Genomic DNA, 23,877 nt, shown 5'->3' with positions numbered 1-23,877 from the left:
CATGGCGGAATACTCGGCTACACGGCGCACACCGCGCAAGCACAAGCGCGTGGTGATGAAGGGCACTGAGCAGTTTGACGCTGACGGCGTCAAACTCGAGCCCGGAGACATGCAGACCAACCAACAACGGCAATCCGACGACGACAAACGCATCCTCGGCGAACTGCCGCCACACTGGGCTGTTTTCAATGAGCGCGAGTAGAAGTTGGGGCGCACTCTGTGCGCCCCAACTCTGTGTTTTCCGCAGCCCTACGGCTGAGGAAAACACAGCATCGGCCGAAGGCCGATTCCGCTTCCTAGCGCACAACGGCCATAATCGCTCCGGCCTGTTGCAGCTCCATAACCTTGGCCGCGGCCTCCGGTGGCATTGCGAACGACACCAGTCGGTCGTTGACTCCCAATGCGCCAGTCGTATCCGGTTTGCCGACATTCATCACCGTGGCATTCTCGGCCAGCGTGCAATCGGCACCTTCGCAACCGACGGCGGAAACCAGTCTCACCCGATCGCCGGCCAATACATCGTCGACGCTACTGGCCAAGCGGACTTCAATCACCGTAGTGCCGGTCGGTGTTACGGGCGCATCTCTGGCCATATGCGTGGAAATGGGATCGGCTGCTTCGATATCGATTTGCGCCACCTTGCCCACCACATCCTCAATATTGCCCGCCCAAGACGGGCCTATCGCAGATACCGGCATAGCAGCCAACTGAACGTCGACGGCCAGAATAATGTCACCCCGTCGAATCGAACGAGCGGCCACCACCATCGGCTCGGTCTCTACCACGGCCAATACGGCTTCAAGCCCAAACAACACTGCGAGTCCCACGCACAACGCAGCAGTAAGTCGGCGCAAGGCATCCGCCATGCGCCGTCGCCGCAATGAACCGCGCGCAGGCGGCTTAATAAACGAAAAGGTCACCATGCAACCATGATGACCTGAAGTTTTTCGTAAGCGCAAGCTGAATCGACCTATGTGGTTCTAGCTTGCCAAGTTATCCACAACGCTTCAAACCCGTGCAACAGACAGTGCCCGTAGTGCCAATATCCGCGGCATACCGCCGTCGACACCATCTTTTACCGAGGAAAAACGGGGAGCCGACCTTACTTGCCGGATTTGTCGGTGCGGTAGAATCCGTGACCCTTGAACTCAATCGGCACGGCGGAATACACCTTGTGCACCTGCTCCTGCGAGCACTTGGGGCACACGGTAATCGGGTCGTCATTGAACGACTGCTGTTCGGTGAAGTCATAGCCGCAGTTCTTGCAACGGTAATGATAGGTAGGCAACGGATTCCTCCAACAAAGTCATATTTCTCGCGCATGGCGTGCAACACCATGCCTTGCAACCGTTCATATCCTAGTCGCCGCCCTGACACATTGGCGTTACGGTCTTACTAGCCAGCTTGCTGTTGCCACTCTGGTTCCATCGGCCAGTGTGCGTGGCTGGTTGGTCAGTCTGGCTTGCGCCGAGTATCTTGGCCGGCCGGTCAGCTCAACCGGCCCGATGAGCTAAGCCGCCGGTATCCCTCCGGCGTCAGCACTCCGTCGGCCGGCACATCATGTGGTTCGGCCGGCAAATCGGTGTCCAACACCTCCCACGGCCAGCACACCGCAATCAGGGGACATGCGGGCTTGCGGCGAGCCAAGGCCCGGTCATACCAGCCGGCACCACGCCCCAGACGATTGCCCTGCGGGTCCACTGCCAAAGCCGGAGCGATGACCAGATCGGCCTTCTCCAACGCTTCGGGCGGTAGAACTGCGCCAGTTGGCTCGTCCGGTCTGTGATGGACGGTGCTAGAGGATGGCTCATCGGGTCCGCGATGGACGGTGCTGGGAGAGCTGCAGCTACCGGCATTGTTCGCGCCACCCACTGCATCCATCGAGCGCAAGGATTCCAATGAATCCAGCACACTCCAGCCAATTTCCAACCCAGACCCCAACCGTGGCACCAACACGTGGCAGCCATGGGCCAGCAGCCATCGCAACAGTGGCCGGGTTTCGATTTCCGAACCCATCGACACATATGCCGCCACTGTGGGACCATCCTGAATCATGTGTGCTGGGAACCGTCGCACCAGCAATTCGCCGGCCGCTCCGCATTCTTCCGCTGGAACGCGCTTGCGCCGAGACAGTATATGGTGGCGCAGCGTCGCTTTATCCGTCTTCTCTGTTTTCTCTGTGCCGCTGTGGTCGCTGCCGATATTCATGCCACTGCCCACTTCGCTCATACCGCACAGTCTAGTGTTTCCACCGTAAAACGAAAGTGGCCACGGTAGCGGCGCAAGACCTTCATATGGCTACAATAAAGGCCGTGTCAGTTTTCCAGTCGATTAAAGAGGCGTTCAAGCTGGACCACCAGATTCGCCCGCCACGTCTCACCCATCCCGGTTTTCCGATAGTCCTGCGCCCCCTGACCATGGATGATGAGGACGGCTGGAACGAAGTGCGCTGGCGCAACAACGACTGGCTGGCACCTTGGGAATCCGGTGACCCGATGCGTGGCGGCTCCATCACATTCAATCAATGGGTGCAGCGGCAGCGCCGTAACGAGCAGCATGGCGTCGGCGTGATCTTCGCCATCGAATACCAGATGCGTATCGTCGGCCAGATTTCGTTGGGAGCCATAGCGTATGGTGCCATGCGTACCGGCGTGGTTGGCTATTGGGTCGATCAACGGTACGCCGGCCACGGATTCGCGCCGATGGCACTGGCCATGCTTGCCGATTGGGCGCTCGGAGACCCATTCGGGCCCGCGTTGCATCGGCTGGAAATCGCCATTCTGCCGGATAATGCGCGTTCTTTGGCTGTGGTGCGTAAGGTCGGAGCCCATCATGAGGGACTGCGCGAGCGGTATATGTATGTAAATGGTCAGTGGCGCGATCACGTAACGTTTGCGCTGTTGGCTGAAGATATGGGGCAAGGGTTCTCTGCCAGACTCGCCGCCGCCGGTTCCAGATAAGCGTCGACCGGAAGAATTCCGCTCCGACACGCCCGGGCGGAAAGCCCCAGTTCGTCGGTACGTCTCCTATTCTTGACTCTATGGGTTATGAGTCACTGAGCACTGTCGTCGTGCTGGTGATTGTGGCGATTATTATCGTTGTATGGCTGCCCGTACGTACGGCCAACGGCATGAAACGTGTGGACGAGCATCGGCAGGATCGTTATTCGCCTTCTCTGCATATCGTTGATGCAGAGAACGGCAGACGATTCGGAGACATCAAGCCGTATAAGGCGAAAGGGGCAGCAATGCCAGCATCAACACCGTCAGCGAGGCTGACACCTGAGCACATCGCCCATGTGCGGGAACTGCGCCGCGCGGCCATCCGCCGCCGGCAGATTCTCGCCGTATGCCTGCTTGCCATAACCGTGTTGGTGTTTGCCGTATCGTTCCCCCTGCATTTCAGCCCGCTGCTTGCTCTTATTCCGTTCGTGCTGTTGCTGCTGCTGCTGGTGCTGGGAGCCAATGCCTCACGCCAGGCCCGGCAATGGGAGCGCAAGGTGGTCCGCTACGAGCGGACCCATAGCGGTACGGGCTGGTCCAAGAAACCGTCTGCCGAGTCCAAGGACAGCAAGCGCGTGAACAAGGCCGAACCGGTTGCGGCCGTAACTGCGCCTGCCGAGCAGATTGAGGATGCTGTCACCGAGGTCATGGAACAACGGCAGATTCGCTGCGCATTACGCGATGCCGAGATTGAGCAGGCCAAGGCCAAGGCGTTGCGTCAGTCCGCCGCAGCATATCAGGTCGCGGGAGAGCACGCCAAACAGCCTGATAAGTCTGATACTGCACAGTCCGCCGCCGATAAGCCTGCCGCCGAACCGTCTGCTATGGTCGATGAATCCGCTGACCGTAAGTCCGCTGCCGAAACCAGTGAATCTTCCGCCGCGCCCGATGCCTCCGCTCGCACGGATAAGTCGACTAAGTCGGATAAGTCCGTCGCCCCTCGAGTTGAACCATCGCTTACGGTGCGTGACGAGCGTGATGAGCGCGACGATGCCGCTGCCGACGCTACGTCGGAACTGGCCAGCGTACGCCCCGCCCGGGCACTGGATGTCTTCGATATGGCCACCTCGCAGGATCTCATTTCCTTCACTTTGGGTGGAGAGCATAACGCCGACAACGCTCCGGAGAGCTTGGAGATCAAGTCGACCCGTCAGGTGTCCAAGGCGGAACCTGTCGAACCCGCAGTGGCGGAGAAGTTGATTGACGAGGCCCGAGCCGTCAAGGCCGCGGACGATGCCAAGGCCGCCGATGCGGGCAAGGCTGTCGGCGCCGGAAACGCTGTAGACACTGAGTCGGAGCAGCGCGATGATGCCGATACGAACGTCGCTACGGACGCCGGTGACGAGGCTGCAAACGCCGCCCAGCGAGCTGCATTCCACGAATCCGAGGAGCGTGCCGACGTCGAAGCGCCAGCGGCGACCACCGATTCGTTGGGCGCAGGCTTGGACTCCATTCTTGCCCGCCGCGGCAACTGAGCGTTGCGATTCGCCGATTTTCTCTCACAGCGTTAGCACTCGAGTTGGCAGAGTGCTAATAATCGCGCTACGATGTGTCCTAGCGCAAAGGGACAACGCAAGTGATCGTCAGCCTCTTGAGGCGTTCTGGCGCGGCATTATCGAACTACAAGTAGATACGAGGTGACCCACAGTGTCGATTAAGCTCACACCGTTGGAAGACAAGATCATCGTCAAGCAGGCCGAGGCCCAGACCCAGACCGCTTCCGGTCTGTATATTCCGGACAACGCCAAGGAGAAGCCGCAGCAGGGTGAAGTCCTGGCCGTTGGCCCGGGCCGTCGTGACGACAAGGGCGAGCGCATCCCGATGGATGTCAAGGTCGGCGACAAGGTGCTGTACTCCAAGTACGGCGGCACCGAAGTCCACTACGAGGGTGAGGACTACCTCATCGTCGGCGCCCGCGACATTCTCGCCATCCTCGGCTGATTAGTCGCCTAGCGAACTTCAACAACCCCGACTGTTCCCGCGGACAGTCGGGGTTTTCTCTTGCCAGGCGGAAAGGGGCTCCCCTCAGAGAGGGGAGCCGAAAACCGCTCCCACCAAACGCCCAGCCATGCCTGCTATGCATAAAGGTACATGCGTGCAACGTAGTTGAGTTCGGCGTTGCACCGCATCTGCACTGGGGAACGGATTGGGATCCCTATGGAAGAGGCTTAGTCGGCGATTTGGCCGAGCGGCTTAAGACATTTTGCACAAGACGGCAGTGGATCGACGGTATGTTGTTTTTTCCGTGTCGCAGGTTCGTGGTGTCGTCGCGCTGTGCCAATGGTTGTCTCTCTACCGACGCTGAGTGCCGTGGCCTGAGGCCAGCGTCGGCAGTGGGCCACGAAATGGCGATGTGCCGATGCTGAGCCGCGTTGGTGTCGTTATCGGGCCAGTCTTTGGACCATTGCCAACGGCAAATCGGCGTTTTGTGTCGGCGACGGTCCAAAAACTGGCGGTCTGCCGACGATAAGTGCCGTCATCGTCGGCAGACCGCCAGGTATTGTCCCTGTGCCGACGTAGAAGCCCTGCCATCGTCGTCACCGAGCCATCTTGTGACTCACTGACGGCGGCAGCAGGGCGGAAGAGGCCGAAATCGTGCGCGCGATGCGGTCTCACACCTCGAATCCGGCCTCCACCAGCGCGTGATCGATGTCGCGAATCAAATCGTCCGTATTCTCCAGCCCCACGGCCAGACGGAAGAAGCCGCGGTGGAACTCAGACGGGTACACAGGTATTGGCGCTCGTCATCCTCGCCGAGGAACACGATCGGCGATTCGTCATGGCCGAGCGACACGGCAGACGTAATCACATTGAGCTTGGAAGCGAACCGGTTGTGCCCGTCATGATCGGTGTCGAGGCCGAACGACAGCACGCCGCCGAACCCGGAGTCCGGGCGGGCCAGCTGGCTGACCGCCACCTCGTGGTGCGGGTGCGATTCCAGACCGGGGTACTCCACGAAACGCACCACATCCAGCGATTCGAGATGCTTGGCAATCGCCAAGGCCGAGGGGTCGTAGGGCACAGCGCGTAGGTGTTCGCCAGCGTGATGGGGCGACGGATCGCGCCGGTTTTGGCGTCGACCCCGTTACCGAGGCGAATGGCCAGCGTGCCGAATCCGAGCGGCTGGTCGTCGAATGATTATCCGTGATGTACAAGATCAGAAGCCATGCACCCAGCATGCCAGCATGCGCTGTGCCGCCGCAAACAGGCGACGCCGCTCGAAAACCGCGCCATTGCAAGGTTCTGGAGCATCATATAAGAAAAATGATTGGGTGAAGTGCGGGGTGCAGCCTTGGTCGGGGCTGTTTGCAGGGCCGAAGCGGACCCTGAAAACACGCTGTGAGACACGCCGATAAAACCGCAGAATTCCGCGGTAAAACAAGGTTCGCGTAGAGGTCGATTTGCGTACTTGGAAAATATGTGGTTATATAGCCAAGTTGCCTGTTGAGGTCAAACACCGCGGCGGGAAACAGACTGGCGGATTTCCCAAGCGGTCAAAGGGAGCTGACTGTAAATCAGCCGCTTCGTGCTTCAGTGGTTCGAATCCACTATCCGCCACGCCCCGATAGCTCAGTGGTAGAGCACTTCCTTGGTAAGGAAGAGGTCGTGAGTCCAATTCTCACTCGGGGCTCTCTGGCGGGGTAGCTCAGCTGGCTAGAGCGTACGACTCATAATCGTAAGGTCAAGAGTTCGAGCCTCTTCCTCGCTACAAATCGCGCCTGCTAACCGGTGGGCGCGCACTATACCTAAGAACACAGAGGTGAATGACAATGGCTAAGAGCGCCGACATCCGTCCGGGCATCACGCTGGCCTGCACCGAGTGCAAGGAGCGTAACTACATTACGACTAAGAACCGTCGTAACACGCCCGACCGTCTTGAGCTCAAGAAGTTCTGCCCGCGCTGCGGCAAGCAGACCGTGCACCGCGAGACTCGTTGATCGCAAGCATCACAGCTTTACACAACCCGGCCCATTCGGCCGGGTTTTTGCGTATTCGCTCCAGAGGCGAGTGGCAGGGTGTGGAATCAGTATCCGCATCGCATGAGAAACGGCAGAGATCCCGCGTCTGAACGAAGGTGGCGCGGGCGTTCTGCCGTTTCAGCTGATGATTGCCCCGATATCGCACCTGCGCCACTAAGATAGGAAGCCATGACAAGCTTTGCAGACATCACCACCATGGGCGTGGGCGGACCCATCGCCCATTTCATCGAGCCGACCACGCGCGTGGAGCTCATCGAAGCCGTGGAGGATGCCGATTCCAAAGGCCTGCCTCTGGTCGTCATCGGTGGCGGGTCCAACCTGCTTGTTTCCGATAAGCCTTTCGACGGCGTGGTGGTTCGAGACGCCCGACGTCTCATCACCGTGCCGGACGAAGCCGCGCCGGTAGAGGGCGAGGATCGCACCGTGCATGTCAATGCCGAGGCCGGTGCCAATTGGGATGATTTCGTGGCCTTCACCGTAGAGCTCGGGCTCGAGGGCGTCGAGGGACTGTCCGGCATTCCCGGCACAGTCGGCGCTTCCGTGGTGCAGAACATTGGCGCCTACGGGCAGGAAGTCGCCACTTCGGTCGAATCGGTGGAAGTCTGGGATCGAGACACCAAAGCCACGCGCGACCTCACGCCAGCAGATCTTCGATTCGGCTATCGATACTCCGCACTGAAGGCCAGCATGTACGCCGGTCCCGGCCAGCCGGCCGACCGATTCTTCCCGACGCCACGTTACGTGGTGCTCTCCGTCACCTTTGCCCTGACCCACTCGGCCGAAGGCACGGTAGGTTACGGACAGCTTGCCAAAGCGCTCGGCGTCGAAGTGGGCGACCGTATGGCCACCGCCGACATCCGCAAAGCCGTGCTCGCAGTACGTGCCGCCAAAGGCATGCTTGAGGACCCCACTCGCTACGCCTTGCCCGACATGGCCACCGCCAAGCGCGAGGCCAATATCCTGACCGATCTGGAGCGTCTGGCCTCCCTCAATGAGGCCGCCGGCATTCCCGTTGGCGATGACGGCCTGCCTGCTCCCGACTACAATCGCCACAGCTGCGGCTCGTTCTTTATGAATCCGATTCTGACCGCCGACCAAGCGGCGGCCCTGCCCGAAGATGCGCCGAGGTTTGACGCGACTCTGCCCGACGGCACTCCCGGCACCAAGACGTCTGCTGCCTGGCTCATCGACCATGCCGGCTGCCATAAGGGATATAAGGTCGATGCGGACGCGCCGGCCAGTCTATCCACGCAGCACACGCTGGCCTTGACCAATCGTGGGGGAGCGAGCGCGGCCGATATCGCAGCTTTGGCGCGCGCGGTTCAGCAGGCAGTCAAGAGCGCGTTCGGAGTGGACTTGGTGCCCGAACCGGTCTGCGTCGGTGTGCTGTAATCGCGCTATTGATCGATGGAGTGGGGTATTAATCCCATATATTGCGGACTCTAAGTCTTATTAATATACAAGACACACGGGCTCTTCTATACTCGATTGTCGGTATTGTGCGCATTCGGTGCGCAAACAACAGAGAAAAAGAAGAGCACTATGCAACTGTTCCGTACGAAATCCGTCGAACAGACCATTGCCGAAACGGGTGAAGAGGGCCGCAAGCTCAAGCGCAACCTGACTTGGTGGGATCTGTCAATCATGGGCGTGGCCGTAGCCGTGGGTGCCGGCATCTTCTCGGTGGGCGCGCAGGCCGCCGCCTTCCACGCCGGCCCGGCCGTAATCATCAGCTTCCTGATCGCCGGCATCGTGTGCGGCGCAGCCGTGATGTGCTACGCCGAATTCGCTTCGATGATTCCGGTGGCCGGCTCCGCCTACACCTTCACCTACACCACGGTCGGCGAGATCATGGCCTGGATCGTCGGCTGGGATCTGATCCTGGAGATGCTGATGGCCGGCTCCGTGATTTCCAAGTATTGGGGCGTATACCTCAACGATTTCATGCGCCTGATGGGCTGGAACGCCAACACCAACCTGACGTTCGGCTCCTTCCATATCGATATCGCCCCGATTATCATCGTGGCGTTCTTTACCACGCTGCTCGTATTCGGCACCAAGATCGGCGCCCGCGTGGACGGTGCTATGACCGTGCTCAAGATCGCCATCGTGTTCTTTGTGGTGATCGTCGGCTTCTTCTACGTCAAGGCCTCCAACTTCACCCCGTTCATTCCGCCGAGCCAGCCGGCCTCCACCGTGGAAGGCTCCTCCGCCGTCACTGGTTTGATGACCCAGCCGCTGTGGCAGTTCGCCACCGGCATGACCCCATCCGTGTACGGCGTGCCCGGCATCCTCTCGGGCGCGGCACTCGTGTTCTTCGCGTTCATCGGCTTCGACGTGGTGGCCACCGCTTCCGAGGAGACCAAGAACCCGCACAAGAACGTGCCGCTCGGCATCGGTGTGGGCATGCTGCTCATCATCGTCATGTACATGCTCGTGGCCGTGGTGACCACCGGCATGGTCTCCTATGCCGATCTCGCCAAGCAAGACAGCCCCTCGCTGGCCACCGCCTTCGAACTGGTGGGCGCCGACTGGGCCGCCAAGATCATCAGCTTCGGCATCGTGCTGGGCCTGGCCACCGTGGTTATGGTGCTGTTGCTCGGCCTGACCCGTATCGTCTTCGCCATGAGCCGCGATGGTCTGCTGCCGCGCGGTCTGTCCAAGACCGGCAAGCATGGCACCCCGGCCGCTCTGCAGATCGTCGTCGGCGCGGTGGTGGCGCTCGTGGCCGCCTTCTTCGACATCGGCGTGCTCTCCGACATGGTCAACATCGGCACCCTGTCCGCCTTCACGCTGGTGGCCATCTCCATCCCGATTATGCGCAAGAAGCGCCCCGACCTGCCGCGTGCCTTCAAGATGCCCGGCAACCCGTGGATTCCGATCCTCATCGCCGTGGCCAACTTCTGGTTGATGCTCAACCTGTCCGTACTCACCTGGATTCGTTTCGTGGTGTGGCTCGTGGTCGGCGTCGCCATCTACTTCGGCTACGGCTACTGGCATGCGCGCCTCGGCAAGGGCGACCTGACCGAAACGCTGTCCGCCGAAACCGATAAGGCCGTTAACGGCTGAGAGCGAGGAGCGTCCCAACGGGCGCGTACCCTCGTACCAGTATCTGTTAAGGAGGATTCCATGCCATATGTGATCGCTCAGCCTTGCGTGGATGTCAAGGACAAGGCTTGCGTGGACGAGTGCCCCGTCGACTGCATCTACGAGGGTTCCCGCTCGCTGTACATCAACCCCAACGAGTGCGTCGACTGCGGTGCATGCGAACCGGTGTGCCCCACCGAGGCCATCTTCTATGAGGATGATCTGCCGGACGAGTGGGCTTGGTACAAGGATGCCGCTATCAACTTCTTCGCTGAAGTCGGCGATTTGGGCGGCGCTTCCGCCAATGGCCCAATCGGCAAAGACCCGGAACAGGTCGCCGCGCTGCCGCCGCAGAACCAGTAAGCTGATTTGCGGATAAGCGCTGCACACAGCGCATAGTTCGGATTGAACCCTCGGTCTATCACGGCCGAGGGTTCGTCGTATCTTAGGAACATACCGTCCAAGAAAGGGGTTCTCATGGGCTTCCACGCATATTCGTCGCCATACGACTGGTCTCGTATCGCCGGCTTCAAAACCACCGCCAAAACCGTGCCGGGTGGCATGATCGACCTGTCCGTAGGCTCCCCCGTGGACCCGGTGCCGAGCAGTGTCCAGCAGGCGCTGGTTGCCGGCGCAGACGCCCCCAACGCCCATGGATACCCGGTCACCGCCGGCACCGCCGACCTTAAGGCCGCTATCGATACATGGTTCCGCGAACTGCGCGGGGTGGATCTGAAATCCATCAACGCTGCCGCCGTACCCACCGTGGGTTCCAAGGAGGCCGTGGCGCTGATGGCCAGCCTGCTGCACCTTGGCGAAGGCGATGTGGTCGTCCAACCGGCCGTCTCCTACCCGACTTACGAAATCGGTACCCAACTTGCCGGCGCCACCGTGGTCAAAGTCGATGATGTGACCGACATCGATTCCTGGGTGAATATTCCGAACGTCAAGGCCATCTGGATCAACTCGCCGTGTAATCCCTCCGGCGAGGTCATCTCCGCTGACTGGCTGACCGACATCGTGGCTGCTGCCCGTCGCATCGGTGCCGTGGTGCTCTCCGACGAATGCTATGCGTTAATGGACTGGCGTTCGGTGCGCCGCAATACAGCCGCGTCCTATGCGCCTGCCGCGTCTGCATCTGCTGCGTCTGTGCCTGCCGCACCGGTGGCCGAATCCAACGAGCCCGCCTCCGATACCGCATTCAGTCTCTCCGCCACGCCATGTGCCCTGAATCCACATGTGTGTGAAGGTTCGGCAGCTGGCATCCTGGTGCTCTACTCGCTGTCCAAGCAGTCCAACATGGCCGGCTACCGTACGGCTCTGATTGCCGGCGATTACCGGCTGGTCAAGGAAATGGCCGAATACCGCAAGCAGATCGGCCAGATTATCCCCGGCCCGGTGCAGGCCGCCATGGCCGCAGGTCTGAAGGGCACAGCCGCTGTGCACGAGCAATGGGGGCGTTACCGTCGCCGCCTATCCGCGCTGGTTGACGCACTGAAGGCATATGGCTATTCGGCACAAATGCCCTCCGGCGCGCTGTACGTATGGGTCAAGGCCAAGTCCGGCGACTGCTGGGCCGATATGGCCGAGCTCGCCAAGATCGGCATCATCCCCAGCCCCGGCGAATTCTACGGTGCTCCCGCCTACCTGCGTTTCTCCGCCACCGCCACCGACGAGGCCATCCGCTCCGCCTGCGAACGTCTCACGGCGTAATGAGATCGCAAGTGGCGTTGAGCCGTTCACGCCCCAAACTGGGCGGCCTTGCTGCCAAATTTGCGGCGCACAGCGTCCAGTGCGGCCTCGGCATCATGCAAACGTGCCTGTGAGGTCTGGACGCGGGCATTGTCGGCCTCTTCGAGCATGTCATCCAGTGAAGGCTGCACGGCCGTAGCCGCCGCCTCACTGAGCGAAGACGTGCTCATACCGGCCAAGCGAATAGTTTTGGGCAGGGGAGTGGCAGACTCCGCCGAGGCCGGTAGCCCCAGCATGACTTTCAGCTGCCGCACGCATTCCGGGTACAGCACGCCGGCCGTATCGGTCGGCCGCTCCATCGTAAAAGACCGGGTCTGATAGCTCAGGTCGGCGAACCGCAACTTCACCGTCAGCGTGCGCGCCACCAGCCCCTTGCGCCGCAGCGTGCTGGCTACTTCGTCGCAGGCCGAACGCAGTAGCCCACACACCACGCGCATATCGCGCGTATCCTCGGCCAAGGTTTCCTCGGACCCAATGGATTTCTCCTCGCGCACCGTGGTAATTTTGCGGGAATCCAACCCGTGCGAGGCCGCCCATAATCCACGTGCCGCAGCCGGGGAGCCAGTGGCACGAGTCAATGCAGCCTCATCCAGCTGAGCCAATTCAGCCACCGAATGCACGCCCCAAGCATTAAGCCGCTTCTCCAAAGACGGCCCGATGCCCGGAATGCCACGCAATGGCATCATCTGCACGAACTCAGCCGAGCGGGCCGCCGGAATCAGCAGCATGCCGTCCGGCTTGGCATTGGTCGAGGCCATTTTGGCCACCAGTTTGTTACAGGCGATACCCACTGAACACGTCACGTGGAAGCGCTCGGCCACCTGAGCGCGAATCCACGCGCCGATCGCGCTCGGCCGCCCCCACTCCAGCAGTGCGGCGGACACATCCATATAGCCCTCGTCCACCGAAACCTGCTCGAACCGGTCGGTGACGGTCAAAAACACCTCATGCATGATTCGGTGCGACATCATGCGGTAATACGCCATATCCACTGGCAGAAAAATGCCGTTCGGACACAACTGATGGGCGCGCGCGGCCGGCATCGCCGAATTGATGCCGTATCTCCGGGCTTCGTAGCTCGCGGCGGACACCACCGCGCGCGGCCCGGTGCCGATGATCACCGGCTTGCCTTTGAACCCGGGGTTGCGCGCCACCTCCAATGAGGCATAGAAGGCATCCATGTCGATATGCAGCACGGTGCATCCGGTCTCGTCGTGACCCCAATCGCGTTTGGCGGCCTCAAGTCTCGGTGCGGTGCTCATACCACCATTGTAGGAATGCCGAACGAGGTCATGCTCACTATGTGGCGCGCATGGCGCGGCGCTCATTGTCATAATGCCGAATATCACCGGAATTCCAAGGGTTTGCGCACTGTGCGGCTGTTTCGCATGGTGGGTGCGATTCCACGGAATCGTCCACATTGCGTCACTGTCCGCAACGCCTTCCAAGCCACTGCGCGCTGTCCCTGCTCTCCGAGTAGCGTAAACCTCATGAAGAAGTCAGTGGTCGGTATCCTCAACCATGTTCCCGTGGTGCTTATCGTGATCGGTGTGGTGTTGGTGATTTGCGCGGTTATCGTTACGTTCTCCGGCGATGCCGCGCCCGCGGACGGCCAATAATGTGTCGTTCGGCACGTCGTATCCGCAGGACGTGGTACAGTAATTTGCTGTTGCGCATTATTGCGTAACGTGGAGTCATGCCTGAGTGGCCGATAGGGGCACCCTGCTAAGGTGTTAGTCGTGTAAACGGCTCGAGGGTTCGAATCCCTCTGACTCCGCGAGCAGAGCCGGAACCGCTGATTTCCAACGGTTTCCGGCTTTTTCGTGTTTGAGGGCGGTGTGTCGGCCGATGCGTCGGCCGCCGCGCCGATCGATGCGAGGTCCGGTGCGTTTCGTTCCAATCTCCCGCCGCCCTTCTAAGGTGGAGCGTATGACCGAGATCTACGAAACCCAGAGCGAACGCACCGATCTGCCCCTCGTCGTGATGCCGTCCGTGCTCGACGCGATGATCGAGCCCATCAAGGCCCAGTTCCCCGCGCTCCACGACGTTGCCCGCGTGCGTATGTTCGAGGAATTCACGTCCGACGAGGCGACCATAGCCGAGCGTCTGAAGGATGCCGACGCCCTGCTGGTGGGCGGCTACCACATTTCGGATGATCTGCTGCACGCCATCAGCGAGCAGGGGCACGTCAAGTGCATCGTGTTCTGCGGTACCGGCGTCGCCAGCTACATCAATCTCGATAAGGCGCGCGAGCTGAAGATCCGCGTCTGCAACGCCGAACATTATGGCGATCACGCCGTGGCCGAGCACACCTTCGCCCTTCTGTTCGAGCTCATCCGCCGCGTTGGCCAACTCGATAAGGACGTCAAGGCCGGCAACTGGGCGTGGGCCGGCGGCGATGGACTGCAACTCGCCGGCCGTCGCATGGGCATCATCGGACTGGGCGGCATCGGCGCCACCGTGGCCGGCATCGCCCGCGCCTTCGGCATGGAGGTCGCCGCATGGAATTCGCATGTGCCGCCCGAACATTTCGAACGCTCCGGCGCCACTCCGGTCGACGATCTCAACGAGCTCATCGAAACCAGCGACGTCATCTCCGTCCATCTGCCGCTCAACAACGCCACGTGCGGCATCGTCACCGCCGAGAACCTTGCGCATGTGAAGCCCGGCACCCTGTTCATCAATACCGCCCGCTCCGAAGTCATCGAATCCGGTGCGCTGCTTGCCCGACTGCAAAAGGGCGATGTTCCCGCCGCACTCGACGTGTTCGACCACGAGCCGCTGACTGCCGACGACGCCATCTGCCATGTGCCCGGCATCGTCCTGACCCCGCACGTCGGCTGGCGTACCGACGGCGCGTTCAAGGAGCTCACCCGCCAGATGATCGCCTGCCTGACCGCCTACTTCGCCGGCGAGGACTATAACGTCGTCGTCTCCGAACGCTGATAGCCCTGCCTGGCCTCGCGCTCAGTCGAACACCCAGCCAGTCGACCACCGGAACACGCTCATGCAGACGATTCTCAACACGCCCGACGATCCCGCCCACGATTCGCTCGTCGAAAAAAAGTCCGAATTCATCGGCGACGCCGCCCATGTCGATACGCTCGACGAGGCGCTCGCGTTCGTGGCCGCGATCCGTGAGCAGCATCCGAAAGCCCGACACGTGGCGTATGCCGCCGTGTGCGGAGGCGCGGATGGGCGACTGTCCGAACGCATGAGCGATGACGGCGAGCCGTCCGGTACCGCCGGCAAGCCGATTCTCGACGTACTCAAGCAGTCCGGCACCACCGATTGCGTGGTTGCCGTCACCAGATATTTCGGTGGTATTCTGCTGGGCTCCGGTGGTCTGGTCCGCGCGTACTCATCCGCCGCATCATTGGCGATGAAAGCCGCCCGCGCCGCCCGCATCATGACCGCCAAGCGATACCGGGTTCGCCTCGAATACCCGCAGCTGGCCCGATTCCAGCAGATTCTGGCGCAGCTCGGTGGCAGTCAGGAGGATGAATCGTATGCGGCGAACGTCGAGTTGACCGCGGTGGTGCCGCAGGATGATTGCGCGCGATTCGAGGAGCGTGTGCGGGAAGCGTTCAATGCCGCGGTGGTGCCGGATCCGATTGACATGGTCAACATTCCGGTTCCGCTCGCGTGACGCCTGTATGACTAAGCTGGGCATCATGACCGACGAGAACACCACCAGCCAGCAGACCCAGCCCACCGAGGCCGCAACCGAGGCCGCAACCGACACGGACGCCCAGCAGCAGGACCAAGGCGCGCGGGCCGCAGCCGAGTCCGCCGCTCCGGTGGATTTCGAACCGCTGACCGCTACATACGAGCGTCTGCGTCATTCCACCGACCCGGCCGAACTGTCCGAATTCGCCCGTCGGCCGTTGCCTGACCGTGCCGATCAGGCGGCGTTCTCCCGCGCCACCGCACTTTTGGAGGCTGTGGCCGGCAACCCGCACACCCCGGTGGCCGATCGCGTGTTCCTCGCCGACACCATGCCGTTCCCGAACGTATTGGTCAAACTCTCCGAAGACCCCGAACCGTCCGTGCGTCAAGCCGTGGCCGCCAACGGGGATGACAAGAATTGGCTGGTCGGCCGCCTGACCAAGGACCCGGTGCCCGAGGTCCGGGATACGGCGTTGAAAAACAAGCGCACCAGCTGGAAGATGCGGCTTGAGGGCGCGCAGGACCCCACTGCGGATGCGGAGACATTGGATTTCTTGGGCGTACTTGGCACCGAATCCGAAGAGGGAGCACCGGCGGTGCTTTCCTCGATGGTCCGCCGTGCCGTGGCGCTGAATCCCAATACGTCCGAAGCGATGCTTGCCAAGTTGGCCAACGACCCCTCGGCCGAAGTGCGGCACGCCGTGGAAAGCCGCCGCTAAGCACACTGTTGCTGTGTTTTGCCGCGCAAATTTGGGCGGCAATCACCCCCTATCTACCATTGTGAGCGCTCACATCTCACTGTGTGAGGGCTAAAAGTACATAATTTGGCGGAATCACGGCATTTTGCTTACGGTGTGGCGCAATCAAACGGCGTTAGACTGGGGCTATGAGTGAGATTACCGAGAGTGAAGAGCGTCTGGCCCGTCCGTTGATTCGACTGGCCAAGTTGGTCGGTGTCGGCACGAGTTATGTGGGCATGAGCCATGACTACCACGAGATAGACGATGACGTCCTGATCGAGGTGCTGGCAGCGCTGGGCATCGACGCCTCCAGCGAGAACGCCCAACTCATCGCCATCCGACGCATTCTGAACGAGCGTTACTCCCGATTGGTGGCACCCACCGTGCTGCATATCGCCGGTAGCGAGGACCGGGTGCTGGTGAACACCGGCATTCTGGACGTGCCTTCGGCGAGCATCACGCTGGAGAATGGCGAGCCATATCAGGGCACCGTTGAAGTTGGTCCTGGAGATGGATCCCAGGCCTACGACTTGGATGGCACGTTCATTTCGAATGCGGCTGTGGTCATTCCCGCCGATCTGCCGATCGGTTACCATACGCTGCATGTCAAGGTCGCCGACCGTGTGCAAGACGCCACTTTGATCAGTGCGCCTGATCGCGTCGATCTGCTTGACCCGATGAAGGGCGGCGGTCTGTGGGGCTGGATGGCCCAGCTGTACTCGATTCGCTCATCCAACTCCTGGGGCGTGGGCGATTACGAGGATCTGAAGACCATGCTGGTGGATGCCAAGCAGAAGACCGGTGCCGACTTCGTGCTCATCAATCCGGTGCATGCCGCCGAGCCGGTGTCCCCGCTCACCCCGTCGCCGTATCTGCCGGTAAGCCGTCGCCTGATCAACTTCACGTACATCCGCCCCGAGGCGATCGTCGAATATGCCACGCTCAGCGAGGGCGACAAGAACGCCGTCGACGGGCTGCATGCCGACACCGAACCGCTGAACGGTGATTCCCAGCTCATCGACCGTGACGCCATGTGGCACAGCAAGATGCACGCCCTGTGGATTATCTTCAAGGCCGGCCGCACCGCCGAACGCCAAAGCGCGTTCGACCAATTCAAGGCGGACTACGGTTCCGACTTGGAGGCGTATGCCACGTGGTGCCTGTGCTACGACAAGTGGGGGGCGCCCAACGGCGAGGAGAGCAACTGGGAGCGCAAGTTCAACCGCAACTCCCCGGAAATCGCCAATCTGCGCAAGCAGTACCCGGACACTTTGGACTTCTACCGCTGGCTGGAATGGACTGCCGCCGAGCAGCTGTCCTCCGCCCAGCAGACAGCCAAGGACGCCGGCATGCATATCGGCATCATGTCCGATATGGCCGTCGGCGTGCACCCCTCCGGCGCTGACGTGTGGTGGAATCCCGAGCGCTTCGCCAAGGGAGCCACGGTCGGCGCACCGCCGGACATGTTCAACCAGCAAGGCCAGAACTGGAGCCAGCCGCCGCTGAGCCCGATCAATCTGGAGGCCACCGGCTACGAGACCTACCGCAATATGGTGCATGGCATGTTCGCCCGTGCCGGTGCGGTGCGCATCGACCACATCCTTGGCTTGTTCCGCCTGTGGTGGATTCCCGAGAACCGTTCGGCTATGGATGGCGCTTACGTGTACTACGACTCAGACATCATGCTGGGCGTTCTGGCCATCGAGGCCTCTCGCGCCGGCGGCGTGGTCGTAGGTGAGGACCTCGGCGTGGTGCCGGACCATGTGGCCGATTCCCTGTCGAGCCACGGTGTTCTCGGTTGCGCCGTTGAATGGTTCGAGCAGCGCGACGGCGTGTTCCGCGCCCCTCCCAGTGGCGTCCGTACGCATTGGCCTCCGTGAATACGCACGATCTGCCGCCGACCGCCGGTTACCTGGAATACGAGCACGTCAAGATTCGTGAGCGTCTGGGCTTGCTGACCGGCCCGGCCGAGGAATTCGAAGCCTCCGCAAAGGCCGAGCAGGATGCGATGCTGGCCATGCTGGTCGAGCAGGGCTATCTTGATGCCGACTTCGCCGAACATCGTGAGGATCACGAAGCGGATATCGTCGACGCGCTGTACCGCGCACTGAAGGGTTCGCCGTGCAAGCTGCTCGCCGCCTCGATCACCGACGCGGTGGGGGAGAAGCGTGCGCAGAACCAGCCGGGCACCAACAACGAATACCCGAACTGGCGCATCCCGCTGGCCGACGCCAAGGGCAACGTGGTACCGCTCGAAACCCTCTTCGACACCCCCGGTGTCCAACGCTTCGCCCAGATCTTCAATTCCTGACCCGCTTTACCTCCCCTGACGAGCCGAGTCGTTAAGCGGACAGTCCAGTGGACTGTCCGAAGACGAGGCCTGAACGAAGCGATAGCTGAGAGAAGGCAGGGAATTGCCTCACCGTAGGTGAGTCGGTTAGCCGAAGTGGGTGGGAGAGAGACCATAAATAGGGGAAGAGAAGCCATAAACCCAGTGGAGTGTCCCCAGTTGCCCTATGTCAAGCCCGGCGATATACTAGTGGATTGTTGTGTTTCCCTAAGGGGTCCTTCAAAGCGCTATCCCACTCGCCATCGAGGACTTTCAGGGAGCCCACGGATAATGAGGTTCGATGCCTCTTGGATGCGGCCCTGACCAAGCCACGCCAAGCAGCTGAGACCCGGAACACAATATAGAAAAGGTAATCCAGTGAAAACTTTCACTCCGAAGCCAGCTGATCTGACTCATGACTGGTACGTCATCGACGCCACCGACGTGGTGCTCGGCCGTCTCGCCACCCAGGCTGCAATTCTGCTGCGCGGCAAGAACAAGCCGACCTACGCTCCGCACGCCGATTCCGGCAACCACGTGATCATCATCAATGCCGACAAGATTGCTCTGACTGGCAACAAGATGGGCAAGGAACTCTACTCGCACTCCGGCCGTCCCGGTGGTCTGCGTCGTGACTCCTACGCCGAGCTGCTCGAGAAGAACCCCGAGCGCATCATCAAGAACGCTGTCAAGGGCATGCTGCCGAAGAACCGTTTGGCCAAGGTGCAGCTCGACCGCCTGCGTGTCTTCCGTGGCGCCGAGCACCCGCACACCCCGCAGAAGCCCCAGGTCTTCGAGATCGCCCAGGTCTCGCAGCAGGCCAAGTGAAACCTGAGAGGAGATAAGAATCATGGCTGAAAACACCAACGACTCCCAGGTTGTCGAGACCGAAGAGGAGCTCACCAACTACACCACCGAGACCAACGCTGGCGCTGGCACCGGCACCTCCGCGATCGAGCCGGGCTACGGCACCGGTCGCCGCAAGGAGGCTGTCGCCCGTGTCCGTCTGGTTCCGGGTGACGGCAAGTGGACCATCAACGGCCGCACTCTGGAGGAGTACTTCCCCTCCAAGCTGCTGCAGCGTGAGGTCAACTCTCCGATTGTTCTGCTCAAGCTCGAAGGCAAGTTCGACGCTATCGTCCTCGTTGACGGCGGCGGCACCACCGGCCAGGCCGGCGCCATCCGCCTCGGCGTTGCCCGCGCTCTGAACGCCATCGATCGTGATGCCAACCGCGCCGCCCTGAAGAAGGCTGGCTTCCTGACCCGCGACGCTCGCGTCGTGGAGCGCAAGAAGGCTGGTCTGCACAAGGCACGTCGCGCCCCGCAGTTCTCCAAGCGTTAATTTCGCTTGTCCTGTACCGAGCATACAAAGGCTCTCCGTGGAATTCCACGGAGAGCCTTTGTGTTTATGTCGTGCCGTTTTGAGTGTGACTCACACCTGCTTCATCAGCGTGATGCTCAGCGCCGGCATGGTCCAGACATTGTCGTCGACGGGAGTGTCCGGCGTGTCATCCACAGGGGCATCAGGCATATCAGCTGATACCTCATCCCGAGGCGCGGACGAGGTGCCGTTTGCGGCGTGATCCGTTACTGGCATCGCGAATTCGATGACATCCGCTTCATTCTCAGTCGAGGATTCCGTACGCTGCATGGCCACTTCTTCGACCAGCTTGCGTACTGTCTCGCTGGCGTTCGGTACATGCTGCGTCCAGACGGCGGTGTCACCGTTCAAATCGCATTCCTCGACCTGAGTGCCATGCCCGGCTCGGCGGCCGTTGATTTCGGCCGAGCACCATTTAGGCGTCCAGTGAGTGTCTGGCGGCAGGCGGAATGCGCGGTCATCAGCGGTGCCGTTGACCACAATGCACACGTCCACCTCACTGTTGGACAGCAATCGCATGGTGAAGCTACGTACGCCCAAATCGAACCAGTCACGCTCCATCGGCGTGGTGCCGTCGGGCAGGAACCACTGCACGCGGCTTGAGGGCTTGAGCAGGCCGAGCTGGGTCAGTCGGGTGAAGAAATCCTCGTGGTGATACAGGTCCAGTGATTTACGCAGCGCCACCAGTCGAGACACGGTTTTCAAGCGGCGCATCTCGCGTGTCTTGTTGGTGGAATACATCCAATCCCACTTCAGCCACGTGATGTCGTTGTCTTGGCAGTAGGCGTTGTTGTTGCCGTCCTGTGTGTTGCGGAATTCGTCGCCGGCGAGCATCATCGGCGTACCCAGCGAGAGCAGCAGCATGCCGATCATGTTCATGGCCGCCTGTTCGCGTGCCGTGATGACGTCTGGATCATCGGAGACGCCTTCGACGCCGAAATTGGCGGAATGGTTCACCGACGAGCCATCGTTATTGTTTTCGCCGTTGGCTTCATTGTGCTTGGAGCGGTATCTGGTGAGGTCCGTCAGCGTGAAACCGTCGTGGCAGGACACGAAATTGATGGAGGCCGGAGCGCCACGCCCTGGTTCGGTGGCGAACAGATCGGCTGAGCCGCAGAGTCGTGTGGCCATCTCCTGCAAACTGATACGCCCGAAATCGGAGCCGCCGTCCACATCTTCCAGCCAGAAGGTGCGGGCCGTGTCGCGGAAGCGGTCATTCCATTCGGCGAACGGCACGGAGAATTGGCCGGTGCGCCAGCCGAGGTTGCCCAGATCCCACGGCTCCATAATGAGCTTCAGGTTGCCCAGCAGCAGATCGGAACGCAGGGCGTAGAGGAACGGGTGATGATGGGTGAATTCGCCTTCCAGACGGGCCAGCGAGACGCCAAGGTCGAAGCGGAAACCGTCTATGCCGATACGCTTGGCCCAGTATCGTAATGAGTCGATGGCAAAGGTGGCCACATGCGTGTTGGTGAAATCCAGCGTATTGCCGCAACCAGTGGTGTCTTCGAGTCGACCGGTATTGGATTTTTGATGGCGATAGTAGGCCAGGTCGTCGAGGCCGCGCCAGCAGACCGTCGGGCCTTCGACGCCGCCTTCGCATGTGTGGTTGTAGACCACGTCCATGATGACTTCGAAGCCGGCCTCGTGCAGTGCGCGCACCATGTCTATGACTTCTTGGCGCACGGCGGCCGCGCCCTTCTCCTGGGCGGCTTTAGTGGCGTAGGAGGGTTCGGGGGCGAAGTAGCTGAGAGTGGAGTAGCCCCAGTAGTTCTTGCGGCCGTGTTCTTGCAGGAAGAGCTCGTCCTGTTTGGCCATAATCGGCAGCAGTTCGATGGATGTGATGCCTAGACCCTGCAGATAGGCGAGCGTGGTGGGGTGGGCGAGTCCGGCGTAGGTGCCGCGCAATGATTCGGGCAGCCACGGTGCGTTGGCGGTGAAGCCTTTGACGTGCATCTCATAGATGACGGTTTTGCGCCACGGCACATGCGGGTGCTGCGGATCGGCCTCGTGCTTGTGGATGTCGCGATCGTCGATGGCCACGGACACCGGCGCATGGCCGAGCGAGTCTACGGTGCTCATGGCACCGTATGCCGAGCCGATTACCTTGCGGTCCACGACATCGCATTCATAGGAGAAGGCGGCGGGGGTGAGCTCCATGGAGCCGTCGATGCCCTTGCCATACGGGTCAAGCAGGAATTTGTATGGATTGAAGCGCACGCCGTGTTTCGGGTCCCATGCGCCGTCCACGCGGTAGCCATAACGCATGCCGTCCCATGCTTTGGGCAGGTGCACGTACCACAGGCCGTAGTTCGGCCCGGTCATGCGGAACAGGGTCTCGCGCAGATACAAATGTTCGATAATGCGCGTGCATACCGGGAACTCATGAATCTGCTGGATAAAGGAGATATTCGGGTCCTCGAACAGGCGGATGGCGTCTTGGAAGAAAGCGCCGGGCTCATCAATGGGCTCCAGTACGCATAGCCAAACCTGATCGGCGGTTTCGGAACGAACAACGGCGTCAGCTCCACCGTCGTCAGTGAAGTACAGCCCTGGGCGAGTGGCGTAACGATGCAACGGTGGGTTTTTCATACCTCCATTGTAGACGTGTTGTCACTTTTGGTGGAAGCCCTTGATTTCCTGCCGCGTTCCGCAGCACCACAGATATCGTCGAGATAATTCTCGGCGAACCGCAACGCGGCACCGATGATGTTCTGATCTTCGGCGCGGTAGCTTTTGCGCAGATTGAAATGGTCGGTGCCGAACGGGCTACGATTGATGACGCGCGCCTTGAGATCCTCGATGTCGCTGTCTTCAAGATGCTGGGCTGCTTCACCGCCGACAATCACGTCGCCCGCGATGATGGATCGCGCGTTGACGATGGCCTGCGCCACGTAATCCAGCCACTCATCCATGCGCTCGCGATGATGCCGTTCGCCCTGCTCGAGCACGCTGAAGAAGCCGGGAATGCTTTCGTAATCCTCGGGCAAGGTCTCCGGCGAGCAGTAGGTGTCCATGCAACCGCGCTGGCCGCAGTAGCATTCGCGGCCGCCCGGCACCAGCGTCATGTGTTCGATGGCGCCGTTGCACTGGTTCGGGCCCTGATACAGCTTGCCTCCCACGATCACCGCGCCGCCCGGGCGTCGCTCCAGATAGACGCACACCGCATCGGTGAGCGTGGAGTCGAACCAGAGTTCGGCCATGGCTGAGGCATCGGAATCGTGGATCATCATGCACGGGTAATGGACCGATTGGCTGATGGTTTCGAGCGTGAGCCCAGTGTTGCCCATAATGGTGCCGAAGGTGATGGTGGTGGCGTCGGGGGAGAGTATGCCTTGGATGGCGAACGAGACGCCGAGCGCCTTGCCGTGCTTCTTTTCGACGTCGGCGGCGAAGTTGTTGATGATGTCGCCGATACGCTGGTAGTAAACGTTGGTGTTGCGGTAAGGCAGGGCCTCGTTGCGTTTCTCGATGACGTTGCCGTACAGGTTAATCGCGCACAGGCGCAGTTCGTTGGACCGCATCACTACCCCGATGGCAGTGCGATGATCGGGATTGAACTCATAACTTTGCGCCTTGCGACCGCCGGTGGAATCCTGCAGTTCGCCTTTGCGGATGAGTCCGTCATCTTCTAGGGCGCGCAGATTTTGGGTGATGGTGGGCAGGCTGAGACCGAGTTCGCGTTCCAATTCCTGTTTGGTGACATGGCTATGGCCATACAGATACTGGGTCATGGCACTACGGTTGTGCGCTTTCACTGCGGTCGATGGCATTGCCCTCATAGTTACCCCTTTGTGCGATGAGATATATGCAAGTATACTTTATGAAAGTGGCTTTCATGTGCCTCGACGCGGAGGTTATGAGGCAACAATCGTATATTTGTAGGCGATTTTGGGTACTTTTTTAAATCAATTTTCTAGAAATGTGGAGAGAATGA

At 60.7% G+C, this 23,877-nt stretch carries 22 protein-coding genes, 4 tRNA genes and 1 pseudogene; 20 read left to right on the top strand and 7 right to left on the bottom strand.

All coding sequences use genetic code 11. The annotated features are described in order from the left end of the window. Window position 1: 1 nt before the first annotated feature. On the top strand, window positions 2-202 hold the full coding sequence (locus tag MMB48_RS10095; protein ID WP_012578495.1) for a hypothetical protein: 201 nt from the start codon (window positions 2-4) through the stop codon (window positions 200-202). A 94-nt stretch (window positions 203-296) separates the two neighbouring features. On the opposite strand, the gene MMB48_RS10090 is transcribed toward MMB48_RS10095, so the two are convergent. From MMB48_RS10090 to MMB48_RS10080, 3 genes are all read right to left on the bottom strand, one after another. Next, window positions 297-866: an SAF domain-containing protein gene (locus tag MMB48_RS10090; protein ID WP_032743512.1), complete on the bottom strand. Its 570-nt coding sequence runs from the start codon at window positions 864-866 to the stop codon at window positions 297-299. A gap of 236 nt (window positions 867-1,102) precedes the next feature. Then, window positions 1,103-1,288, bottom strand: a complete 186-nt coding sequence (locus tag MMB48_RS10085; protein WP_013141327.1) for an FmdB family zinc ribbon protein — start codon at window positions 1,286-1,288, stop codon at window positions 1,103-1,105. 200 nt (window positions 1,289-1,488) lie between these two features. After that, on the bottom strand, window positions 1,489-2,229 hold the full coding sequence (locus tag MMB48_RS10080; RefSeq protein WP_172664372.1) for a 5-formyltetrahydrofolate cyclo-ligase: 741 nt from the start codon (window positions 2,227-2,229) through the stop codon (window positions 1,489-1,491). Window positions 2,230-2,294: 65 nt separating this feature from the next. On the opposite strand from MMB48_RS10080, the gene MMB48_RS10075 reads away from it, so the two are divergent. The 3 genes from MMB48_RS10075 (at window position 2,295) to groES (ending at window position 4,943) form a co-directional block, all read left to right on the top strand. Beyond that, complete coding sequence (locus MMB48_RS10075) at window positions 2,295-2,960, top strand: GNAT family N-acetyltransferase (RefSeq protein WP_032743509.1); 666 nt, start codon at window positions 2,295-2,297, stop codon at window positions 2,958-2,960. A gap of 80 nt (window positions 2,961-3,040) precedes the next feature. After that, a complete protein-coding gene (locus tag MMB48_RS10070) occupies window positions 3,041-4,477 on the top strand; it encodes a hypothetical protein (RefSeq protein ID WP_032743508.1) in 1,437 nt (478 codons plus the stop codon). Window positions 4,478-4,649: 172 nt separating this feature from the next. Continuing rightward, entirely contained in the window at window positions 4,650-4,943 is a 294-nt protein-coding gene (groES, locus tag MMB48_RS10065; RefSeq protein ID WP_007053011.1) for a co-chaperone GroES, read from the top strand. A gap of 718 nt (window positions 4,944-5,661) precedes the next feature. Here the strand turns inward: groES and MMB48_RS10060 are convergent. Continuing rightward, entirely contained in the window at window positions 5,662-6,024 is a 363-nt protein-coding gene (locus MMB48_RS10060; RefSeq protein WP_230581156.1) for a PLP-dependent transferase, read from the bottom strand. 454 nt (window positions 6,025-6,478) lie between these two features. Between MMB48_RS10060 and MMB48_RS10055 the strand changes: the two genes are divergently transcribed. The 8 genes from MMB48_RS10055 to MMB48_RS10020 all read left to right on the top strand — a co-directional run bounded on the left by MMB48_RS10055 (window position 6,479) and on the right by MMB48_RS10020 (window position 11,782). Further along, window positions 6,479-6,560: transfer RNA gene (locus MMB48_RS10055), tRNA-Tyr, on the top strand. Window position 6,561: 1 nt separating this feature from the next. Continuing rightward, window positions 6,562-6,633 (top strand) — tRNA-Thr (locus MMB48_RS10050). A 4-nt stretch (window positions 6,634-6,637) separates the two neighbouring features. Further along, window positions 6,638-6,711 (top strand) — tRNA-Met (locus MMB48_RS10045). A gap of 61 nt (window positions 6,712-6,772) precedes the next feature. Further along, complete coding sequence (rpmG, locus tag MMB48_RS10040) at window positions 6,773-6,940, top strand: 50S ribosomal protein L33 (protein WP_007053013.1); 168 nt, start codon at window positions 6,773-6,775, stop codon at window positions 6,938-6,940. Between the two features lie 210 nt (window positions 6,941-7,150). Next, window positions 7,151-8,374: a UDP-N-acetylmuramate dehydrogenase gene (locus MMB48_RS10035; protein WP_032743507.1), complete on the top strand. Its 1,224-nt coding sequence runs from the start codon at window positions 7,151-7,153 to the stop codon at window positions 8,372-8,374. Window positions 8,375-8,524: 150 nt separating this feature from the next. After that, entirely contained in the window at window positions 8,525-10,051 is a 1,527-nt protein-coding gene (locus tag MMB48_RS10030) for an amino acid permease (RefSeq protein WP_012578488.1), read from the top strand. 60 nt (window positions 10,052-10,111) lie between these two features. Beyond that, window positions 10,112-10,432, top strand: coding sequence for a ferredoxin (gene fdxA / locus MMB48_RS10025; protein ID WP_012578487.1), 321 nt, complete (start codon window positions 10,112-10,114; stop codon window positions 10,430-10,432). Window positions 10,433-10,546: 114 nt separating this feature from the next. Continuing rightward, window positions 10,547-11,782 (top strand): aminotransferase class I/II-fold pyridoxal phosphate-dependent enzyme, encoded by a 1,236-nt coding sequence (locus MMB48_RS10020; protein WP_032743506.1) that lies wholly within the window; start codon window positions 10,547-10,549, stop codon window positions 11,780-11,782. A gap of 26 nt (window positions 11,783-11,808) precedes the next feature. Here the strand turns inward: MMB48_RS10020 and dinB are convergent, their stop codons facing one another. Further along, entirely contained in the window at window positions 11,809-13,083 is a 1,275-nt protein-coding gene (gene dinB, locus MMB48_RS10015) for a DNA polymerase IV (protein ID WP_032743504.1), read from the bottom strand. Window positions 13,084-13,311: 228 nt separating this feature from the next. Between dinB and MMB48_RS10010 the strand changes: the two genes are divergently transcribed. The 8 genes and pseudogenes from MMB48_RS10010 (at window position 13,312) to rpsI (ending at window position 19,901) form a co-directional block, all read left to right on the top strand. Beyond that, entirely contained in the window at window positions 13,312-13,440 is a 129-nt protein-coding gene (locus tag MMB48_RS10010; protein WP_265074931.1) for a hypothetical protein, read from the top strand. A 71-nt stretch (window positions 13,441-13,511) separates the two neighbouring features. After that, window positions 13,512-13,598 (top strand) — tRNA-Ser (locus tag MMB48_RS10005). 152 nt (window positions 13,599-13,750) lie between these two features. Next, window positions 13,751-14,767 carry a D-2-hydroxyacid dehydrogenase family protein gene (locus MMB48_RS10000; protein ID WP_032743502.1) on the top strand — a complete coding sequence of 339 codons (1,017 nt, stop codon included), beginning with the start codon at window positions 13,751-13,753 and terminating at the stop codon, window positions 14,765-14,767. A gap of 61 nt (window positions 14,768-14,828) precedes the next feature. Next, entirely contained in the window at window positions 14,829-15,470 is a 642-nt protein-coding gene (locus MMB48_RS09995; RefSeq protein WP_032743500.1) for an IMPACT family protein, read from the top strand. Between the two features lie 7 nt (window positions 15,471-15,477). Continuing rightward, window positions 15,478-16,209 (top strand): AbrB family transcriptional regulator, encoded by a 732-nt coding sequence (locus tag MMB48_RS09990; protein ID WP_032743499.1) that lies wholly within the window; start codon window positions 15,478-15,480, stop codon window positions 16,207-16,209. A gap of 167 nt (window positions 16,210-16,376) precedes the next feature. Further along, window positions 16,377-18,541: pseudogene (malQ, locus tag MMB48_RS09985) on the top strand (4-alpha-glucanotransferase). 396 nt (window positions 18,542-18,937) lie between these two features. Next, a complete protein-coding gene (rplM, locus tag MMB48_RS09980) occupies window positions 18,938-19,387 on the top strand; it encodes a 50S ribosomal protein L13 (protein WP_029679968.1) in 450 nt (149 codons plus the stop codon). A 22-nt stretch (window positions 19,388-19,409) separates the two neighbouring features. Next, window positions 19,410-19,901: a 30S ribosomal protein S9 gene (gene rpsI / locus MMB48_RS09975; RefSeq protein WP_003829868.1), complete on the top strand. Its 492-nt coding sequence runs from the start codon at window positions 19,410-19,412 to the stop codon at window positions 19,899-19,901. A gap of 90 nt (window positions 19,902-19,991) precedes the next feature. Here the strand turns inward: rpsI and glgX are convergent, their stop codons facing one another. After that, on the bottom strand, window positions 19,992-22,532 hold the full coding sequence (gene glgX / locus MMB48_RS09970) for a glycogen debranching protein GlgX (protein ID WP_032745501.1): 2,541 nt from the start codon (window positions 22,530-22,532) through the stop codon (window positions 19,992-19,994). Continuing rightward, window positions 22,529-23,722, bottom strand: coding sequence for an ROK family transcriptional regulator (locus MMB48_RS09965; protein WP_032745500.1), 1,194 nt, complete (start codon window positions 23,720-23,722; stop codon window positions 22,529-22,531). The genes glgX and MMB48_RS09965 overlap by 4 nt, the downstream gene beginning before the upstream one ends. Window positions 23,723-23,877 lie beyond the last annotated feature (155 nt).

Source organism: Bifidobacterium sp. FKU, assembly GCF_026016385.1.
Lineage (GTDB): Bacteria > Actinomycetota > Actinomycetes > Actinomycetales > Bifidobacteriaceae > Bifidobacterium > Bifidobacterium infantis.
Note: the sequence above shows the minus strand (reverse complement) of the source record. Positions and strands in the feature narration are given on the sequence as shown.

What these genes read in the sequence shown, in the direction of transcription:
- MMB48_RS10080 (WP_172664372.1), bottom strand. Translation starts at nt 2,229, where the DNA reads ATGAGCGAAGTGGGCAGTGGCATGAATATCGGCAGCGACCACAGCGGC.
- MMB48_RS09990 (WP_032743499.1), top strand. Translation starts at nt 15,478, where the DNA reads ATGACTAAGCTGGGCATCATGACCGACGAGAACACCACCAGCCAGCAG.
- MMB48_RS10095 (WP_012578495.1), top strand. Translation starts at nt 2, where the DNA reads ATGGCGGAATACTCGGCTACACGGCGCACACCGCGCAAGCACAAGCGC.
- rpsI (WP_003829868.1), top strand. Translation starts at nt 19,410, where the DNA reads ATGGCTGAAAACACCAACGACTCCCAGGTTGTCGAGACCGAAGAGGAG.
- MMB48_RS10020 (WP_032743506.1), top strand. Translation starts at nt 10,547, where the DNA reads ATGGGCTTCCACGCATATTCGTCGCCATACGACTGGTCTCGTATCGCC.
- MMB48_RS10010 (WP_265074931.1), top strand. Translation starts at nt 13,312, where the DNA reads ATGAAGAAGTCAGTGGTCGGTATCCTCAACCATGTTCCCGTGGTGCTT.
- MMB48_RS10030 (WP_012578488.1), top strand. Translation starts at nt 8,525, where the DNA reads ATGCAACTGTTCCGTACGAAATCCGTCGAACAGACCATTGCCGAAACG.
- MMB48_RS10000 (WP_032743502.1), top strand. Translation starts at nt 13,751, where the DNA reads ATGACCGAGATCTACGAAACCCAGAGCGAACGCACCGATCTGCCCCTC.
- MMB48_RS09965 (WP_032745500.1), bottom strand. Translation starts at nt 23,722, where the DNA reads ATGAGGGCAATGCCATCGACCGCAGTGAAAGCGCACAACCGTAGTGCC.
- glgX (WP_032745501.1), bottom strand. Translation starts at nt 22,532, where the DNA reads ATGAAAAACCCACCGTTGCATCGTTACGCCACTCGCCCAGGGCTGTAC.
- MMB48_RS10070 (WP_032743508.1), top strand. Translation starts at nt 3,041, where the DNA reads ATGGGTTATGAGTCACTGAGCACTGTCGTCGTGCTGGTGATTGTGGCG.
- MMB48_RS10075 (WP_032743509.1), top strand. Translation starts at nt 2,295, where the DNA reads ATGGCTACAATAAAGGCCGTGTCAGTTTTCCAGTCGATTAAAGAGGCG.
- MMB48_RS10035 (WP_032743507.1), top strand. Translation starts at nt 7,151, where the DNA reads ATGACAAGCTTTGCAGACATCACCACCATGGGCGTGGGCGGACCCATC.
- dinB (WP_032743504.1), bottom strand. Translation starts at nt 13,083, where the DNA reads ATGAGCACCGCACCGAGACTTGAGGCCGCCAAACGCGATTGGGGTCAC.
- fdxA (WP_012578487.1), top strand. Translation starts at nt 10,112, where the DNA reads ATGCCATATGTGATCGCTCAGCCTTGCGTGGATGTCAAGGACAAGGCT.
- rpmG (WP_007053013.1), top strand. Translation starts at nt 6,773, where the DNA reads ATGGCTAAGAGCGCCGACATCCGTCCGGGCATCACGCTGGCCTGCACC.
- MMB48_RS09995 (WP_032743500.1), top strand. Translation starts at nt 14,829, where the DNA reads ATGCAGACGATTCTCAACACGCCCGACGATCCCGCCCACGATTCGCTC.
- MMB48_RS10090 (WP_032743512.1), bottom strand. Translation starts at nt 866, where the DNA reads ATGGCGGATGCCTTGCGCCGACTTACTGCTGCGTTGTGCGTGGGACTC.